This window comes from Candidatus Symbiopectobacterium sp. NZEC135, assembly GCF_025962695.1.
Map to the genome: position 1 here is coordinate 77,977 of NZ_JAGFPF010000012.1, position 18,444 is coordinate 96,420.

The following is an 18,444-nucleotide window of genomic DNA, read 5'->3' on the forward strand; positions in this document are numbered from 1 at the left end:
ATAAACGCATTATCAGGACACGCGTTGCACCATGCGTAAGGCGGGTAGGAACGCCAGATAATCATTCATGGCGGGATGGCGAGCAAAGGATTTTTCCTGCTGGCCTGAGTCCGGGTTGGTGACGCCCAGACAGTAGCGCAGGCCAAACGCTTTGGCGGCATCCAGAATCGGTTCGCTGTCATCGATAAATAGCGTGCGTTCAGGATCAAACCCGACCTGTGCCTGCACCTGTTGCCACAGTTGCTGATGTTCCTTCGGATACCCATACGTATGGGTGGAAAGTAATAAATCAAGGTGTCTGTCGAGCCCGGTGTGCGCCATTTTGACCGCCAGACCGTGTGGATGGGCGTTGGTAAGCAATACGCGCTGTTTGCCACTGGCGGCCAATGCGGTGAGAAACGGCTCGGTATCGGCACGTAAACGGGCGCGTGCGCCAATCTCACTGGTCATCTGATAGATATCAAGGCCGAGGCGCTCGCTCCAGTAATCAAAGCAGTACCAGTTCAATGTGTGTTGAACGGCGTGATACTCTTTATCGATCACTTTTTTGGCTTCACTCAGGGAAATCTTTCTTTCTACGCTGAGTTGTTCTGGCACCCGTTGCAGCCAGAAATAGCTGTCAAAGGCCAAATCCAGCAGCGTGCCATCCATGTCGAGGATAACGGTATCGATAGCATTCCAATTGAGCTCTTGCTGCATCTGTACTCCGGTCGCGGCGGTGGGGGACATTGCTCAGGAAAACACGGCGTAGCTGGCGTGTTCTCTGTGGTCGTCAGCAACGGGTCGTGTTCAGACGCGCCTAATCATTCATCCGGTAGGCGCGGCCTTCCATCAAGATAGGTGTCGCGAGTCGGGTTGAGAAGCAAGCATCGTAGTACTGCTTGATATCACGTTCGCGCTGCTGGCTTTTACGCATTTTTACCAGCATCAGCACCAGGTTGGCAATCAGTACCACCGAGAGCACCAGCATCAATAACCCAGTGCCGAAGTAGCGCCACAGCGTGATGGCGTCAGGATCGCTGCGTAAATTGATGTGCTGCGTTCCGTTGGCATCGGTGGAGAGCTGAGTGATTACCCCTTTGGCGCTAAAAGGCGTGTGCAGCAGCATGGCGGAAAGTCGTTGCAGCTCTTGCCATTGCTCTGTTGCATGATACTCATTGAACGGTTTGGGCGGCAGAGGATAGTTCACGAACTGGCGACCTTCATCATTGCGGATCAGAAAGCCGCTGGGGGGTGGGCTGTTTAGCGAATCGGTGGCCGCGTTAATCTCTTGATAGAAAAAAGACTCCGTTGAGCTGACCACCAGTGTTTCCAGGGATTCAGCATTAACGGAGCGTAGCAGAACGTTCATCCCTTTGAGGGATCCTGATTTTGCGCGTCTGACCAAGGCATCCCAGGTTTTCACATTGCCCAGATTGACCAGCGCATTTTTCAGCCGCGTGCAATCCTCTTCGCGCGTGCACAGCTCCTGGGTTTTCAGCACGATGTCGGAGAAATTGTTGAGCAGTACCATGCCTGATTTCTGGATGGCGGAAGCGAGCTGCGTGCTGACTTTGCCTTCATCGTTGGTCACGGGATGCAACTGTGCGTTCACCACGGACAGTAGCGCCGACGCTTTTTCGATCACGTCCGATTCCGGTAGCGGCAACGACCCAGCCTTGTTCCAGTAGATGGCAGAGCAATCAAACGGGGTAAAGGCATAAGGTTTTACGTTGGCTGGATAGCGGTTACCCGCAGGCACATCGCACATGCCGGTGCTTTGAATGTCCAGTTTATCGCCGATTTTCAGGTGGGCGTTTTGCAATTCGTCAACCTGCGTCACTTTGATATTCTGCGCGCCGTGCAGCCAGCTCATGCTCAGGTTGAGCGGTAATTCCAACGGCAAGAAGCTGAGCAGCAAGATAAGGGGCAGTAGCGCACCCGCAGAGAGAATCAGGTTTTTTCCAAAGCGCTGGAGGGGAAAACGGCTGACTTCCTCGTGGAGCGAGAGAAATTCGCCTTGGCGAACGACCTGACGATTCAGATAAATATCGACCTGGGTTTTCTGCGCCAGATCGTAGGCGATATAAGGCTGCCAATGGGGCGGATAGATAAGATCGATATTGCCCAGAGAGATATTGCCAATCTGCTCCTGGTTCGATTCGCCAAACAGGCCGAGACACTGTGGCGTGCCATTAAGGCAATGTATCTCTTGCAATTCACGCTCGGAAGGTGCGCGAAACAGTTGCCAGCAGCTCCAGGCCGCCAGCAGCACCGCGGCGGCGGCAAGCCAGGGCATCACCGCCAACGGCGTCATCAGGCTGATGAACAGCAGAAGAAAAGCCAATGAAATCAATAACGATTCCCGAATGCCCGAGGCGTGATGCACCGCGTACTCTTCTCGTGTCTCCTTGCGAACGGAAACCAGCTCGGCGCGTTCATTCCCCTCTTCTCGAATCGAGGCATTACGTTCAGGGATTAACGGCGGCGGTAAAATACTCTGATCGCTGTGCTCAACGCATTCACTCAAGGAATGTCCGTTGAGCGCAACGACCAGCGGAATTGAGCGGGTGCTAATCAACTCAATATGGTTGTTCTCGGTGATGTATTGTTCCCAGTCAGCAGGCAGGTGTATCTCTTGCGTATCAATGAAATAACGCCATTTGTTCGCGGTGCTGGTAGTGAGGCCATAACGCGTAATGCTGTGGGTGAGCACATAGACGCGCGGATCCTGACGGGTGCGCGGTAACACGGGCAACGTGCTGGACGCTGACAGTTGCAGATTGGCAAGTGTCAAATAGCGTTCAATGGCGGCACGCTCATCGTGCGTTAATGTGCGTTCTCGCGCGTGCATGACGGCGAAGGACGGTTTTGTAAAGGGCAAATGGCGACGCATACGGTATCCAGTGTAACTTCCGATGACGATAAGACAGGCAAGCAATAGGGATAAAAGAATAACTATTGTGCTCATGCCATCCTCATTCCAACGCTGATAATTCGGATACTAGCAAACTTATCCCGAGAGTGATAATCCGTATGTCATTGTTAATCAGCTTGAATCACTCATTAACGCAATAAATTTTTCCTATATTTTGCCGATCTTACCAAGAGAAAATCAGAAGAAAACATGGGGAAAATCTGAATTTATTGTGATGTGTTGACTTTTATTTTTTTCGGGGAAAAAGCGTAATGTTTGTTATTTGTTGCGATTGCGTAAATTGAGTCGTATCAGAGTTGCGGTAAGATGGCCTGTTAACGCACAATGTGAGCAATATTAAAAAAGAAAATTAACGTTTTTTTTGCATTCTGCAGCGTTCCCGTTACGGAAAAAGAGGTGTCAGTGCCTTTGCGCTCATTATCATTTTTTTGACGGGTATCAGATTTTTTGTTGCCACAGGAATGCCTCGTAGGGCGAATATATTTATGGATAACAATCTGAAAAAACCGAAAATTCTGAACGTGGAGACGGTGGCTCGCTCGCGCCTGTTTAACGTGGAATCGGTTGATCTTGAGTTCAGCAACGGCGTGCGCCGCGTGTATGAACGGATGCGCCCCTCGGGGCGAGAAGCGGTGATGATTGTGCCGATTATCGACAATCAACTGGTGCTGGTGCGCGAATACGCCGTTGGCATTGAGCAGTATGAATTGGGATTCCCCAAAGGGCTCATCGATCCGGGGGAAACCGTTTTTGAAGCGGCAAATCGTGAATTGATGGAAGAGGCGGGATTCGGCGCGCACCAGATGTCGCTGTTGGCGACGTTGACGCTGGCGCCTTCCTATTTCTCCAGTCGCATGAATATCGTGGTCGCGCGTGACCTTTATCCGCAGACGCGAGAAGGGGATGAGCCTGAGCCGCTGATTCCGGTGCGCTGGCCGTTGGATAATCTGCTGGGCCTGTTGCAGGAACCGGATTTTCGCGAAGCGCGTAACGTCAGTGCTCTGTTTTTAACGCGCGAGTGGTTGGCAGGACAAACACCGTCGTCGTCCCCGGCCTAGGCCGGGGAACGCTTGCAGAAATAATCCGTTTGGTGTGTAAGCCATTCCCGCCTGCGCGGGAATGACCGGGAGGTGCTCGTCCGTGGCGAAGCGTTAAAACAGCTCTTCGCTCTGACCGTTTTCCATCAGGGTGGTGCCTGCCTCGTGGACTTCAAACTCCGTAGGCTGCGTGCCATCGATAAAATATTCCGCACGACTGTTGCTGCCGCCGCTGGAAAGTTTACCGGTGTAGCGATCGATGGTGACGGTAACGACGCCCGGCGGTGGTGTCAGCGGTTGCTCTGCCACGCCTTGCAGGGCGACTTTCATGTAGTCATCCCACGCAGGTTGGGCGCTCTTTGCCCCTCCCTCATAACCTGATATCTGATCTTTAATCGCACCAGACACCGTGCTGCGGCCCAGATCGCGGCGATGATCATCAAAGCCAATCCACACCGAGGTGACAAGGTTGGGGCCGTAGCCGGAGAACCAGGCATCTTTGGAGCTGTTGGTGGTGCCGGTTTTGCCGCCGATGTCATGGCGCTGCAAATCTTTACCAGCACGCCAGCCCGTTCCCATCCAGCCGGGTTCGCCAAAGACGTTACTGTTGAGCGCACTCTTCATCAGAAACGACAACGGTGTACTGATGACATGTGGCGCATACGGCAGCGTACTTACCTGCGCTTCGGTTGGCGTGATGGCATCAATCTGTGGTTGAGGCACCGTGCCCTGCTGCTCTTGCGAAGTGGCGACGTTCTCCATGCTGTCCGTTGAAAGTACGGCTGAGCGCGGTGTTTCACCATAAACCAGCGGCAGATTGCAGGTGTCGCACACGGTTTTCGGCGTTGCGTTGAACAGCGTGTTACCCGCGTCATTCTCGATACGGGAAATGAAGTAAGGGTCAACCAGATAACCCCCGTTAGCCATCACGGCATAGCCTCTGACCACCTGGAGCGGCGTGAAGGAGGCTGCTCCCAGTGCCAGCGATTCGGTACGCACAATGTTTTGCTGCGGGAAACCGAAACGCTGTAGGTAATCAGCCGCATAATCAACGCCCATGGCGCGCATCGCACGCACCATCACCACGTTTTTAGACTGCCCCAGCCCTTGACGTAAACGAATAGGACCGTCGTAGGTCGCCGGAGAGTTCTTCGGACTCCAATCTGAGCCTGCGCCCGCATCCCAACGGGTGATCGGTACGTCGTTAAGGATGGTTGCCAGCGTCAGCCCTTTATCCATGGCGGCGGTGTAGAGGAACGGTTTGATATTGGAACCAATCTGACGCAGCGCTTGCGTGGCGCGGTTGAACTTGCTCTGATTGAAATCAAAGCCGCCCACCAGCGCTTCAATGGCACCGTTGGTCGGGTTCATGGACACCAGCGCAGAGTTGACGTCCGGCGCTTGTCCCAGCCACCAGTCGTTGCCCACCTTACGCACCCACACCTGCTGGCCGGTTTGCACCACATCGGTGACGCGGCGCGGCATCGCCCCTTGCAGTACGTCGGATTTAAACGGACGTGCCCATTTCATGCCGGACAGCGGCAGCACAACGCTGCTGCCATCGGCCAGCAAGGCAGTGGCTTTGTCGGCATCGCTTTGGGTAATAACCGCGGGGTTTAGCGGACCGTAGTTAGGCGTGTTTTTCAGTTCATTGATAATGCGCGTTTGGTCCCAAGCGCTTTCACCCACTTTCCACAGCACTTTTTCCGGGCCGCGATAGCCATGGCGCATATCATAGGCCATGACGTTATTGCGCAGCGCCTCTTCGGCGGCGAGCTGACGTTTCTTGGTGATGGTGGTGTAGACCTTGTAGCCATCGTTATAGGCATCTTCGCCGTAGCGTTTCACCATCTCCTGACGCACCATTTCGGCCAGATACGATGCGGAGAACGCAATTTCCGGTGCGTGGTAGTCGGCCACCAGCTTCTCATTACGCGCCTGATCGTACTGGGCCTGCGTGATGTAATTTTCATCGCGCATACGGGCCAGCACCACATTGCGACGTGCCACGGCGCGATCGTAGGAGTAGAGCGGGTTAAAGGTGGACGGTGCTTTAGGTAAACCGGCGATGGTCGCCATTTGGCTCAGCGTCAGTTGTTCAACTGAGCGACCAAAGTAGACGTGCGCAGCAGCACCCACCCCGTAGGCGCGATACCCGAGATAAATCTTGTTGAGATAAAGCTCCAGGATCTCGTCTTTGGTCAGCAACTGCTCAATGCGGATCGCCAGGAACACTTCTTTGATCTTACGGATCAATGTGCGTTCCGGGCTCAAAAAGAAGTTACGCGCCAACTGCTGCGTGATGGTACTCGCCCCTTGCGATGCGTGCCCGGAGGTTAACGCAATGGTGGCGGCGCGCACAATCCCTACCGGATCGACACCGTGATGCTCGTAAAAGCGGCTGTCTTCAGTGGCGATAAACGCGTGGACCATTTCAGGCGGAACCTGGCCCAACTTCAGCGGAATGCGGCGCTTCTCGCCGAACTGGGCAATCAGCTCACCGTCGGCGCTGAGCACCTGCATCGGCGTTTGTAAACGGACATCTTTCAACGTTGCTACATCGGGCAACTGAGGCTCGATATAACGATATAGCCCATATATCGATGCGGCTCCAAGCAGAATGCAAGTCACTGCAAGGATGAATAAATACTTTACGAACTTCACCGGGAATTTTCCATTCAGTAGCGTGTGGACAGTTTCTAAACAATTGCCCGCTAGTATAAAGGTAAGCCTGCACTGTGGATACGTTCTTTTATTCAGCACACGTTTTCAGCAACGCGTGCTCTTCTCAACGACGAGGGAGAGGTCGCATTGAACATGGCTTATCACCATTGGCAGGTCGGATTAGATATACAAAACGGATGTCTGCGTGCCCTGGCCGTACAGCGCCGCCGCCATGGCTGGCAACTGCGTCAGTGGTGGCAAATCCCACTGCCTGCGGACACATTAAGGGAGGGGAGTTTACAGCATTCCGACGCATTGTGCGATGTCCTGACGAAATGGCGGCGGGTGCTACCGCGCCGAATATCGCTGCGCGTTGGTTTTCCTGCCCAGCGTGTGTTGCAGCAGCTTATGGCTGCCCCCGACAGCCGTCTGAGGGAGCCTGAACGCGGCTGGTATATTGATCATCAGGCGGCGCGCCAGTTTCCCATTGGCCGCGAATCGCTGGTACTTGACTATCGCAGTGAGCCCCAGTCACCGGGTTCCTTACTGATCACCGCAGCCAAACGTGAAGAGGTGGCGCAATGGCAACACTGCCTGCATCGTGCCGGACTAACGCCGGATGTGCTGGATATTGTGCCTTGTGCGTTGCGCACCATGGCTCAACTGGCGGGGGTGGCTTCCGATTCCCTGTTGTTGCACCGTCTTGATACCGAACACTGGCTGTGGGTGTCGCCGCTATCCCAGCCGCTGTCGTTTGGTGTGCTCTCGCAAGACGTGGTGACAACGAGTGGCGATATCGTTTCCTGTGTGAGCAATCACTACCCTGGTAAGCGCGGTGAAATCACGTATTACAGTGGTGAATGCGGCGAGGACATTGCACGCTCTGTGCACCCGCTGGCATCGTGGTCGCCGTTTGACATTTTGCATCAAGCCTATCCACCGTTGCCGCTTAATCCGTCCCAGTTTGTGGTGGCGGGCGGTTTGGCTCTGCGGGCAGACGATTAATGCATACCTTTCGCGTCAATCTGTTGCCATGGCGTCAACGCCGCTGGGTACGAGATACTCGTCGTTGGTGGCTGCGGCTGCTGTTTTTTTTGGGGGGCTTGTTGATCGCGCTGGCTGTGTGCCGTGGACGGCTTGACCAACAACGTGGCGCGATGGCGGAAATGCAGCGCACGTTGCAACAAAAGCACCTCGCTGACAGCGCACAACTGCGTGAGGTACAGCGGCTGATGGTCGCCCTACAACAGTGGCACGTGCAGCAGCAGGCAGACAATAAAACCCGGGCACATAACCGGGGTTATGAACAGCTGTTAAAGCAGCTAGCGCAGTGTGTGCCTGAGGGGCTGTGGCTTACTGCCATCACCGTGCAGGATGGCAAGGCCCATCTGACGGGTAGAAGCCATGATTATGCCGACATCGTGCACTTTAGTTCCCGACTCGAAACTGAAACGGCGCTGACATCAATGCGTTTGATGCAAACACGGCAGGAAATAATGGCCTCACCCGAGGGTGACGTGCCGGTATTGACGTTTCACCTTCAGGCGGATTGGCTCGTTGGGCAGGTTTCTTTGCAGGATGTGTCTCATGATGAGTAGTGTGCGCTCCCTGTGGCTGAGGTTTATGGCAACCTCACGATGGGTGCAGTGGTCGGTGCAAAGCCTGGTGATGGGGATGCTCGCCGCGTTGGGGTATTACACGGTGTTGCAACCGGAGCGTGCCGCCGTGGAGCACTTGCGGCAGCATCTTTTGCACGCAAACGAGGCTAATACTGCGCTGGTTCGGCGTCTGGGTGATTTCCCGGCGCTAGCGACATTGCAACAACAGTGGGATACCTTGCCGGATAAACCGGTTCATCACGCGGCGGTGACGCTGACAGAGCGTCTGCTGCTGCCGCTCTCTGCGTCGAATGCTGCGTTAATAACATTACAGCCTCCGAACACCCCCACTCTACAACCGTGGAAAGTGATAGTAAGCACTGACTTTTTGGGTGTGTTGACGCTCATTCAGCACATTACTGCGTCCATGCAGCCGCTGCATATTCACTCACTCTCCATTGATGCGCAACACGAGGTGTTGCACCTGGAAATGCAACTTGCCGTTCCTGATATGGGGGAGGAAGCGCAACGGTGAAAGTGACGTATGTCTGGATGCTGGCGCTGACGCTGTGTTCACCAGTAGCACTGAGCGATATCGCATGCGCAGAGCGCAATCCCTTTCAGCCTGCCACCGGGCACGCAGTCGGTGGGGATGACATTGCACAATGGCGACTGGAAGGTGTGATTGGGGATACCTCAGGGTGGTCTGGCTGGCTTTCTACGCCAGGCGCGCGTTGGCTCATGGTAAACGTGGGCGATGTGCTGGCATCCACTGGGTGGACGGTTAGTGCCATCGACGAGCACGGTGTTCAGGTGGAAAAGTCGGTGGTGGATGCAACAGGACAAACACGCCACTGGGTACGAACGCTGCCCGTTGCACGGTCACCGCACAATGGCGCGATACGCTGAGTTTTGCTGCGCTGCACAAGGAGGAAAGCCAGATGAAAAGGCCAGGGAAGCTGAGAACGGTGGGGGTATTACTGTGTGCGTTGCTGGGGGGGCATACTGTATTTGCCAAGGCGCCGATGCTGACCATTTCATTAGCGTTTGACGATGCACCCGTGCAGAAAATCGTCCAGGCGCTTGCTGAACACCAGCGGTTGAACGTGGTGGTTGCGCCGGAGGTTAACGGAGTTATGAGTCTGCGTTTGAACCACGTTCCCTGGCAGCAGGCGTTAGACATTGTTGCGCTTCAGGGCGCGCTGTCGATTGAACGCAGGGGCAATGTGTTGCTGGTGTCCTCTCGTGCAGTCGATGTACGCCAAACCGCATTGGAAAACCATTTTTTCACCCTGCAATATGCCGATGCGCAAGAGGTTGCCGCCAGCGTGCTGGCACAGCGCAGTACGCTGTTATCGGAACAGGGTAGCGTGAGTGCTGATACGCGCACCAATGCCCTCTTGGTGCGCGATACTCCCGCGATAGTGCAATCGTTACAGGCGTGGATTGACACGCTGGATAGGCCTGTTGCTCAAGTGCAATTAGCCGCACACATTGTCACCATCAGCAGCGAAAGTTTACGTGAGTTGGGGGTGAGTTGGGGCATGGGCGAGTCAACGCAAGCGGGTCGAACACTGCGCCTGAATGACTTTAACGTCAATCTGCCAGTGGAATCGCCAGCGGGCAGCATTGGGTTTACTCTGGCGCGCTTGAATGGCCGACTGCTCGATTTAGAATTGTCAGCGCTTGAGCATGAGAACCAAGTTGAAATCATCGCCAGCCCGCGCCTTTTTACTGCACATAAGCAGATGGCCAGCATCAAGCAGGGCACGGAAATTCCCTATCAGGTATCCAGCGGTGCCAGCGGTGCGACCGCCATCCAGTTCAAAGAAGCCGTATTGGGGATGGAAGTGACACCTACGGTGCTGCGTGAGGGCAAAATTACGCTCACCCTGAAAATCAGCCAAAACATGCCAGGGCGGGTGATTAAACAGAGTGACAATGGCGAAACACTCGCGATCGATAAACAAGAAATTCAAACCCAGGTTACGGTGTCTGATGGTGAGACGATTGTGTTGGGTGGGATTTTTCAACAACAAAAAAATCGAGGGGAGCGAAAAGTGCCGCTGCTGGGGGATGTACCGCTGCTGGGTTCACTGTTTCAACATGAAAGAACTGAGCGTAAGCGGCGTGAACTGGTGATTTTTATCACTCCAACATTGGTCACCGCCTCGTCGTGAGAGACGTATAACGGTGTGCTCGGCGATCCACGTTTTACCCGTTTCCGCTTTCTCAGTTTGACGCTGCGCTGGATTTAGCATACAAGGTTAGCCCATTGAGCGCTGCAGTCTGTCGAAGCGGAATTATCTTACCGGAAGATGCCTAATTAATACGCTTTTTGCTGTTTGGCGCAGGGCGAGACATTTTATTCGGTTGCCAAATGCCCCAGAGTATTGAGATAATTTTCTGTCTGATTCTCGAACTATCGCTCATGAGGTTTCAGTTTAGGTCCCGCCGCTGGGTTGATTGGCGGGGCGGGTTATCATTAACGAATAGTCTTAGTAACATCAAAAAAACATGGCAGAGAAACGCAATATCTTTCTGGTTGGGCCTATGGGTGCCGGCAAAAGCACTATTGGCCGTCAGTTAGCTCAGCAACTCAATATGGAGTTTTTCGACTCCGATCAAGAAATTGAGCGACGCACCGGGGCTGATGTGGGCTGGGTTTTTGATCTCGAAGGCGAAGAAGGTTTTCGCGAACGCGAAGAAAAAGTCATCAACGAATTGACCGAAAAACAGGGTATCGTACTGGCTACCGGAGGTGGCTCAGTAAAATCACGCGAGACGCGCAATCGCCTGTCTGCGCGCGGTGTTGTGGTCTATTTGGAAACCACCATTGAAAAACAGTTGGCGCGCACGCAACGTGACAAAAAGCGTCCTTTGCTTCAGGTAGAGGATCCGCCGCGCGAAGTGTTGGAAGCATTAGCAAGAGAGCGTAACCCGCTGTATGAAGAAATTGCTGATGTCACCATTCGCACGGATGAGCAGAGCGCCAAGGTGGTTGCCAACCAGATTATCAGTATGTTGGATGGCAACTGAGTAACAACATCGCCCTGAGATCCGGGGCCAAGCGGGTGAACCACGCGCATGGAAAGAATTACCGTAACATTAGGGGAACGCAGCTATCCCATTACGATAGCCGCTGGGTTGTTTGCTGACCCGGCTTCTTTTATGCCGCTGACCGCGGGCGAACAGGTGATGTTGGTGACCAACCAGACGCTGGCGCCGCTCTATCTTGAGGCGGTGAGCCATGTGCTGGAACAGGCTGGTGTGAAAGTCGACCACGTGATATTGCCAGACGGCGAGCAGTATAAATCGCTAACGGTATTGAACGACGTCTTCACCGCATTGTTGCAAAAACCCCATGGACGAGACACGACGATCGTTGCTCTGGGCGGTGGGGTGATTGGCGATCTGGCGGGCTTTGCTGCCGCCAGCTATCAGCGTGGCGTACGCTTTATTCAAGTACCCACAACGCTGCTCTCGCAGGTTGACTCTTCTGTGGGCGGGAAAACGGCGGTCAATCATCCGCTCGGTAAAAACATGATTGGCGCGTTCTATCAGCCCGCTTCTGTGGTTATCGATTTGGATTGTCTTCGCACCTTACCGGCCCGGGAATTTTCCTCTGGCCTGGCCGAGGTGATCAAATATGGGATTATTCTTGATGGCGAGTTCTTCGTTTGGTTGGAGAATAATCTTGATGCTGTGCGCGCGCTGGAGCCTGCGGCGCTCTCTTACTGTATTCGACGTTGCTGTGAACTGAAAGCCGAGGTGGTGGCTGCGGATGAACGCGAAAGCGGGATGCGTGCTCTGCTCAATCTGGGTCATACTTATGGTCATGCTATCGAAGCTGAAATGGGGTATGGCAACTGGTTACACGGTGAAGCGGTGGCAGCGGGCATGATGATGGCCGCCTATGCGGCGAAAAGGTTAGGCCAGTTCAGCGCGTCGGACATCGATCGTATTCGTGCGTTGCTGGAACGTGCAGGGTTGCCGATTCAGGGCCCGGATGCGATGTCACCAGAATCTTATCTTCCCCATATGATGCGTGATAAAAAGGTACAGGCGGGTGAGTTACGCCTGGTTTTACCTACTGCGATTGGGCGCTCGGAAGTGCGTGGCGGCGTATCACACGATATTGTGTTGGCGTCGATCGCTGATTGCCGGGCGTGAATACAGTTTTTCGGGTATTTGCAGACATATTCACGCTGATGGTTTATGGTTAATAGAAGATAATGTCTTATAATTCAACAATTCGCTTTGCTTACCGCGCAGCGGGTATGTGTTTTTTATAGTTGGAGGGGTTTAAATGGACGAATTTAAACCAGAAGATGCGTTAAAACCGGATACCAGCGATCGACGGCCACAACGTCAGCAACGCAGTTCCCGTCTTTCTGCGCCGCAGTTAGCGCTCTCTCGTCAACATTTGATGATTGGCATCGGGATAGTCGTGCTGGTGTTGTTGATCATCGGCGTAGGTTCCGCCTTGCAATCGCCGTCTAAACCGGCGGAAGGCGCGCCAACGGCAGCATCAGGTAACAGTGAGAAGAGTATCGATTTATCTTCTTCCTCCTCGATGGCGCAGGGGGCTCCCGCCCAAGGGGATGCTGCATCAGTAAACGCTACCGCGCCAGGGCAGCCGCAAACCTTGAATGCGCCGCCGGTCGCAAATTCACCGACACAAGCGCAAGTCACGCCTCCGCCTGCCGGGCAGCAGCGTGTTGAACTGCCGGGGAACATGACGGATGCGCTGTCGACGCAGCAAGAAAAGGTTAACGCCTTCTCTCAAGGCGCTACGTCGGGATCCTCGCCGGTAACCACTTTGCCGATTGCGCCTGCTACTGTGGCTCCTTCAGCGAAAAACCCGCCGCACGTCTCAGAGAAGACGGGGCAGGATAAGGCTGCACATGCTAAAAACGTTCAGGATAAGGCCGCACAGAGCAAATCAACCCTAACGCCAGCGCAAAAAGTGCCGATGACATCAGGCAAGCCGACATCCTCTGGGGACAAGGCGACGGTTTCAGGGCAGGGGGGATCGATTCAGAATGCGCCCGCCAGCCATTTCACACTGCAATTGAGCAGTGCATCACGTTCAGATACGCTGAAAGCTTACGCCACACAGCACAATCTACCCAACGCCTGGGTTTATGAAACCAAGCGAGACGGTAAACCCTGGTATGTATTGGTGAACGGTGTTTACGCGACGTCTGCACAAGCGAAACAGGCGGCGTCATCGCTTCCTGCGGCCGTGCAGGCACAAAAACCATGGGTTAAGCCGATCCGTCAGGTGAAGCAGGACTTGAATAAGTAACACCAATTTTAGCCCTGATGTGCTGTCTGACACAGAGTACAATCCGCGGCTCTGAAATGTAATGAGTAACTAACGACGGCATGAAGAAGAACCGCGCTTTTTTAAAATGGGCTGGTGGGAAGTATCCGCTGGTAGAAGAGATTCGCCGCTATCTACCTGAAGGAGACTGTTTGATTGAGCCGTTTGTCGGTGCCGGTTCGGTATTTTTGAATACGGAATACGACCGTTACATCCTGGCGGATATTAACAGTGACCTCATCAATCTCTACGATATCGTTAAAACGCAAACCGACGATTTTATTCGTGACGCGCGCGAACTGTTCACCGATGAGTACAACGTGGCGGAAATATTTTATCTGCTGCGTGATGAGTTCAATCTTTGTGCGGTGCCCTATCGTCGTGCGGTACTGTTTTTGTATCTGAATCGCCACTGTTATAACGGATTGTGCCGCTATAACATGCGGGGTGAATTCAACGTGCCCTTTGGCCGTTACAAAAAACCGTATTTCCCCGAAGAAGAGCTACGCTGGTTCGCCCTCAAAGCGCGCAATGCCACGTTTGTGTGTGAGCATTATCAGCAGACGTTGCTCAAGGCAACGCAAGGTGCCGTGGTCTATTGCGATCCGCCTTATGCGCCGCTTTCCGCAACGGCGAATTTTACGGCGTATCACACGAATAATTTCAACAACATCGATCAACAGAGCCTGGCGACGCTGGCGTATCGGTTGTCGGTGGAGAGTGCCATTCCCGTGCTGATATCCAACCATGATACCGAGTTGACGCGAGCGTGGTATCAGGATGCGGCGCTGTATGTGGTGAGGGCGAGACGCACCATCAGTCGCAATATCATGGGGCGGAGCAAGGTTAATGAGCTGTTGGCGCTCTATGGTGCGCCACTGCGTTAATACCCGATGCGCGCGCATCGCGCTGGTTATCCTACAAACTGTTTGGAGATACGAATGAAGCCTTTCTTGATCGCTCCGTCCATCTTATCGGCCGACTTTGCCCGGTTAGGGGAGGACACCGCCAGTGTGCTGGCAGCTGGAGCTGATGTGGTTCACTTCGATGTCATGGATAACCACTATGTTCCCAACCTGACTATCGGGCCGCTGGTGCTTAAAGCATTGCGCAACTATGGCATTACCGCCCCTATCGATGTTCACCTGATGGTGAAACCGGTAGACCGTATTATTCCCGATTTCGCCGAAGCTGGCGCCAGCTTTATCACCTTCCATCCGGAAGCTTCCGAGCATGTCGATCGCTCGCTGCAACTGATCAAGGATCATGGCTGCAAAGCCGGGCTGGTGCTGAACCCAGCGACGCCGCTCAGTTGCCTTGATTACGTAATGGATAAGCTGGATATCATTCTGTTGATGTCGGTCAACCCTGGCTTTGGCGGGCAATCTTTTATTCCCGGCACGTTAGATAAGCTGCGTCAGGTGCGCCAACGTATCGATGAGAGCGGCTATGATATTCGGCTGGAAGTGGATGGCGGTGTAAAAGTCGACAACATTGCACAGATTGCGCAAGCCGGTGCCGATATGTTCGTGGCAGGCTCTGCTATTTTCGGTCACCCCGATTATCGCGCTGTCATTGATAACATGCGCAGTGAATTGAGTAAGGTATCTCATGGCTGACATCAGTATGGTTCGCGGGTTGGCTTTCGATCTGGATGGCACGCTGGTCGACAGCGCGCCAGGTTTGGCAGATGCCGTTGATATGGCGCTGCAAGCGCTGAATCTCCCTGCGGCGGGTAAAGCGCGTGTCGCTACCTGGATTGGCAACGGTGCTGATGTGCTGGTGGAGCGGGCGTTGCACTGGGCGGGAATGACGCCTACGGCGCAAGATACCCGTACGGCGCGCGAACTGTTTGATCGCTACTATGCGCAAACGGTGGACAGCGGCAGTACGCTGTTTCCCGATGTGCACGCCACGCTGACCCAACTGGCTGACTGGGGCTACCCATTGGCGCTGGTCACCAATAAGCCGACGCCTTTTGTCGCACCGCTGCTGGAGACGCTGGGTATTGCCGGGTTGTTTAGCCTGATTGTCGGCGGCGATGATGTCAAAATGAAAAAGCCGCATCCTGCACCGCTCTATCTGGTATTGGCACAGCAGGGGTTACTGGCATCCGAATTGTTGTTTGTCGGCGATTCGCGCAACGATATTCAGGCGGCACAGGCCGCAGGTTGTCCGAACGTGGGCATGACTTATGGCTATAACTACGGAGAAGCCATTGCGCTGAGTCAACCTGACGTGGTGCTTGAGCGCTTCTCACAACTTTTGCCCCTGCTGGGGCCACTTACGTCAAAAAATCAGGAAGCGTCAGCATGAATAAGCCCATTGTTTTTAGCGGCGCACAGCCGTCCGGTGAACTTACCATTGGTAACTACATGGGTGCATTACGTCAGTGGGTGAACATGCAGGATGATTACGATTGCATATACTGCATCGTTGACCTGCACGCCATCACCGTGCGTCAGGATCCCCAGCAGTTGCGTAAAGCAACGCTGGATACGCTGGCGCTCTATCTGGCCTGCGGTATTGATCCGCAGAAAAGCACCATCTTCGTTCAGTCTCATGTGCCGGAGCACACGCAACTGAGCTGGGTGCTAAATTGCTATTCCTACTTTGGTGAACTGAGCCGTATGACGCAGTTCAAGGATAAATCGGCGCGCTATTCCGACAACATCACTGCCGGTTTGTTTGACTATCCGGTGCTGATGGCGGCCGATATTCTGCTGTATCAAACCAACCAGGTGCCGGTGGGTGAAGATCAGAAACAGCATCTGGAATTGAGCCGCGATGTGGCTCAGCGTTTTAACGCGCTCTACGGTGACGTTTTTAAAGTGCCTGAGCCGTTTATTCCTAAATCCGGCGCGCGTGTGATGTCGCTGCTGGACCCCACCAAAAAAATGTCCAAGTCGGATGACAACCGCAATAACGTGATTGGACTGCTGGAAGATCCGAAAGCGGTCGTGAAAAAAATCAAACGTGCGGTGACGGATTCCGATGAGCCGCCAGTGGTGCGTTATGACATTGCCAACAAGGCGGGGGTATCCAACCTGCTGGATATCCTGGCGGGGGTGACGGGTAAACCGATTCCTGAACTGGAAAAAGCCTTTGAAGGCCAGATGTATGGTCACTTGAAGGGCGCGGTTGCTGAGGCCGTTTCCGGCATGCTGACTGAGTTGCAGGCGCGCTATCATCATTTCCGCAACGATGAAGCGTTCTTGCAGCAGGTGATGCGCGACGGTGCTGAAAAAGCGCGCCTTAAAGCGACTGCAACGCTGAAAAAAGTGTACGACGCGGTAGGTTTCGTCGCTCATCCCTAATCTGTCTCTTGCTAATTATCTGGCGGCGCGCACCGCCAGATAATGGCCTATCAATTATTTACATCGATGCGTTATATCGATGACTTCATCCCTGCGGAATTGGCGGAACCACGCCGTCGGGGATCGGGTTCTCAAACGGTGTAACGCTCAGTTTCTCGGCCAGTTCTGCTTTCGCTTGTGCCACCAGCGCCGGGTTCTGTAACAAATCTACGGTTAATGACGCCATGGCTTCGGCCGCATAGGCGGTGCCTTTGTGCGCCGCAGGCGCTTTGCCCTGCGCCACCAACTGCCAGGAATGGGCAGGGGTGCCGATGGCGTAGGTAGCAGCACGAATTTGTACGGTTGGAACGACCCAACTTACCGTGCCGACGTCGGTAGAGCCGATAAAGCTGTCGTCCGGGCTGTACAGCGGGTAGATACCGTCATGCAACGATTCGCCAGCTTTAGGTTTTACGCCAAAACGCGCGTAGGAGTTGGCAATATCTTCTGCGCTCATGGCGGTTTGGAATTTGGCGGCAAAAGCGCGGTCCGCATCATCGAACGGGATGGAGCCAAGCGCCAGCAGATGTTGATGCATGCGCTGTTCCAACGGTGCGTTACCCAGCAAGTTGGCATCGCCGCTGATCACCTCCCAACTCACTTCTGTTTCGGTCATCAGCGCCGCGCCTTGTGCGATTTTTTTCACGCGTTTCACCAACTGGTGGAGTTCGGGGAGCTGACGCGCCCGCACCAGATAGCGCACCGTTGCGTTGGCCTGAACCACGTTCGGCGCATGGCCGCCGCTGTCAGTGATGGCATAGTGTACGCGCGCGGAAGACGGCATGTGTTCACGCATATAGTTGACGCCAACGTTCATCAGCTCTACGGCATCGAGCGCACTGCGTCCCAGATGTGGGCTGCTGGCGGCGTGCGACGCGCGGCCTTTGAAATAAAAGTTCAGTTCGTTGCAGGCCAGAGAATCTGGGCTGTTAACGCCGGTAAAGGTGGCCGGGTGCCAGCAGATAGCAATATCCACATCGTCAAACACGCCCTCTTTGACCATAAAGCCTTTGGAGGAGCCCCCCTCTTCTGCCGGACAACCGTAGAAGCGCACAGTGCCGGGCAGCTGGTGCTGTTGCAGGTAATCTTTTACCGCGGTGGCGGCCTGCAATGCAGCGGTGCCTAGCAAGTTGTGGCCGCAGCCGTGTCCGTTACCACCTGCATCGATAGGGCAAGGCTCAGCCACGCCCGCTTGCTGGCTCAGACCCGGCAGCGCGTCATATTCACCCAGTAAGGCAATCACCGGTTTACCGGAACCAAATTCACCCAGCAAGGCAGTTGGCATTCCGGCGATGCCGGTTGTCAGGCGAAAGCCTTCCTGCTTGAGTACGGCTTCATGCAGTGCAGCGGAACGGACTTCTTCATAGTTGAGTTCCGGTACATCCCAGATGCTGTCGCTGAGCGCGGTGAACTGTGGATTTTTCGCGGCAATCAGTGCGCGCAGGGCGTTAACGGTGTTTGTGTCTATGGCGGGCAAGGTGTGTTGTTCTAATGGCAACGTCATGAATCAGGGGCTCCTGCGGTGATGACCGTGAATGCGGTG

General features: G+C 54.3%; 17 protein-coding genes. 13 read left to right on the plus strand and 4 right to left on the minus strand.

Annotation, left to right across the window (positions count from 1 at the left end):
- Positions 1–12: 12 nt before the first annotated feature.
- Together yrfG and J5224_RS09275 are read right to left on the minus strand one after the other, a co-directional pair.
- Positions 13–699, minus strand: a complete 687-nt coding sequence (gene yrfG / locus J5224_RS09270) for a GMP/IMP nucleotidase (protein ID WP_264625098.1) — start codon at positions 697–699, stop codon at positions 13–15.
- 100 nt (positions 700–799) lie between these two features.
- Positions 800–2,950, minus strand: coding sequence for an intracellular growth attenuator family protein (locus tag J5224_RS09275; RefSeq protein WP_264625099.1), 2,151 nt, complete (start codon positions 2,948–2,950; stop codon positions 800–802).
- A 452-nt stretch (positions 2,951–3,402) separates the two neighbouring features.
- On the opposite strand from J5224_RS09275, the gene nudE reads away from it, so the two are divergent.
- Complete coding sequence (gene nudE, locus J5224_RS09280) at positions 3,403–3,975, plus strand: ADP compounds hydrolase NudE (RefSeq protein ID WP_264625100.1); 573 nt, start codon at positions 3,403–3,405, stop codon at positions 3,973–3,975.
- Between the two features lie 93 nt (positions 3,976–4,068).
- On the opposite strand, the gene mrcA is transcribed toward nudE, so the two are convergent.
- Complete coding sequence (gene mrcA, locus J5224_RS09285; protein ID WP_264625101.1) at positions 4,069–6,618, minus strand: peptidoglycan glycosyltransferase/peptidoglycan DD-transpeptidase MrcA; 2,550 nt, start codon at positions 6,616–6,618, stop codon at positions 4,069–4,071.
- 153 nt (positions 6,619–6,771) lie between these two features.
- On the opposite strand from mrcA, the gene pilM reads away from it, so the two are divergent.
- The 12 genes from pilM (at position 6,772) to trpS (ending at position 16,862) form a co-directional block, all read left to right on the plus strand.
- A complete protein-coding gene (gene pilM, locus J5224_RS09290; protein WP_264625102.1) occupies positions 6,772–7,623 on the plus strand; it encodes a type IV pilus biogenesis protein PilM in 852 nt (283 codons plus the stop codon).
- On the plus strand, positions 7,623–8,216 hold the full coding sequence (locus J5224_RS09295; protein ID WP_264625103.1) for a PilN domain-containing protein: 594 nt from the start codon (positions 7,623–7,625) through the stop codon (positions 8,214–8,216). The genes pilM and J5224_RS09295 overlap by 1 nt, the downstream gene beginning before the upstream one ends.
- On the plus strand, positions 8,206–8,751 hold the full coding sequence (locus J5224_RS09300; protein ID WP_264625104.1) for a hypothetical protein: 546 nt from the start codon (positions 8,206–8,208) through the stop codon (positions 8,749–8,751). Before J5224_RS09295 ends, J5224_RS09300 begins: the two co-directional genes overlap by 11 nt.
- Positions 8,748–9,125, plus strand: a complete 378-nt coding sequence (locus tag J5224_RS09305; RefSeq protein WP_264625105.1) for a DUF2531 family protein — start codon at positions 8,748–8,750, stop codon at positions 9,123–9,125. The genes J5224_RS09300 and J5224_RS09305 overlap by 4 nt, the downstream gene beginning before the upstream one ends.
- Positions 9,126–9,157: 32 nt before the next feature.
- Positions 9,158–10,396 carry a DNA uptake porin HofQ gene (hofQ, locus tag J5224_RS09310; protein WP_413544658.1) on the plus strand — a complete coding sequence of 413 codons (1,239 nt, stop codon included), beginning with the start codon at positions 9,158–9,160 and terminating at the stop codon, positions 10,394–10,396.
- A gap of 337 nt (positions 10,397–10,733) precedes the next feature.
- The gene (aroK, locus tag J5224_RS09315; RefSeq protein WP_222158785.1) at positions 10,734–11,255 is read left to right on the plus strand and encodes a shikimate kinase AroK; all 522 of its coding nucleotides are present in this window, start codon (positions 10,734–10,736) and stop codon (positions 11,253–11,255) included.
- Positions 11,256–11,303: 48 nt separating this feature from the next.
- Positions 11,304–12,389 carry a 3-dehydroquinate synthase gene (aroB, locus tag J5224_RS09320; RefSeq protein WP_264625106.1) on the plus strand — a complete coding sequence of 362 codons (1,086 nt, stop codon included), beginning with the start codon at positions 11,304–11,306 and terminating at the stop codon, positions 12,387–12,389.
- 136 nt (positions 12,390–12,525) lie between these two features.
- Positions 12,526–13,527, plus strand: coding sequence for an SPOR domain-containing protein (locus tag J5224_RS09325; RefSeq protein ID WP_264625107.1), 1,002 nt, complete (start codon positions 12,526–12,528; stop codon positions 13,525–13,527).
- An 80-nt stretch (positions 13,528–13,607) separates the two neighbouring features.
- The gene (gene dam / locus J5224_RS09330; RefSeq protein WP_264625108.1) at positions 13,608–14,432 is read left to right on the plus strand and encodes an adenine-specific DNA-methyltransferase; all 825 of its coding nucleotides are present in this window, start codon (positions 13,608–13,610) and stop codon (positions 14,430–14,432) included.
- Between the two features lie 54 nt (positions 14,433–14,486).
- Complete coding sequence (gene rpe, locus J5224_RS09335) at positions 14,487–15,164, plus strand: ribulose-phosphate 3-epimerase (RefSeq protein WP_264625109.1); 678 nt, start codon at positions 14,487–14,489, stop codon at positions 15,162–15,164.
- Complete coding sequence (locus tag J5224_RS09340; protein ID WP_264625110.1) at positions 15,157–15,861, plus strand: phosphoglycolate phosphatase; 705 nt, start codon at positions 15,157–15,159, stop codon at positions 15,859–15,861. Before rpe ends, J5224_RS09340 begins: the two co-directional genes overlap by 8 nt.
- Positions 15,858–16,862: a tryptophan--tRNA ligase gene (trpS, locus tag J5224_RS09345; protein ID WP_264625111.1), complete on the plus strand. Its 1,005-nt coding sequence runs from the start codon at positions 15,858–15,860 to the stop codon at positions 16,860–16,862. The genes J5224_RS09340 and trpS overlap by 4 nt, the downstream gene beginning before the upstream one ends.
- A gap of 85 nt (positions 16,863–16,947) precedes the next feature.
- Here the strand turns inward: trpS and J5224_RS09350 are convergent, their stop codons facing one another.
- Positions 16,948–18,405: a M20 family metallopeptidase gene (locus J5224_RS09350; RefSeq protein WP_264625112.1), complete on the minus strand. Its 1,458-nt coding sequence runs from the start codon at positions 18,403–18,405 to the stop codon at positions 16,948–16,950.
- Between the last annotated feature and the right edge of the window lie 39 nt (positions 18,406–18,444).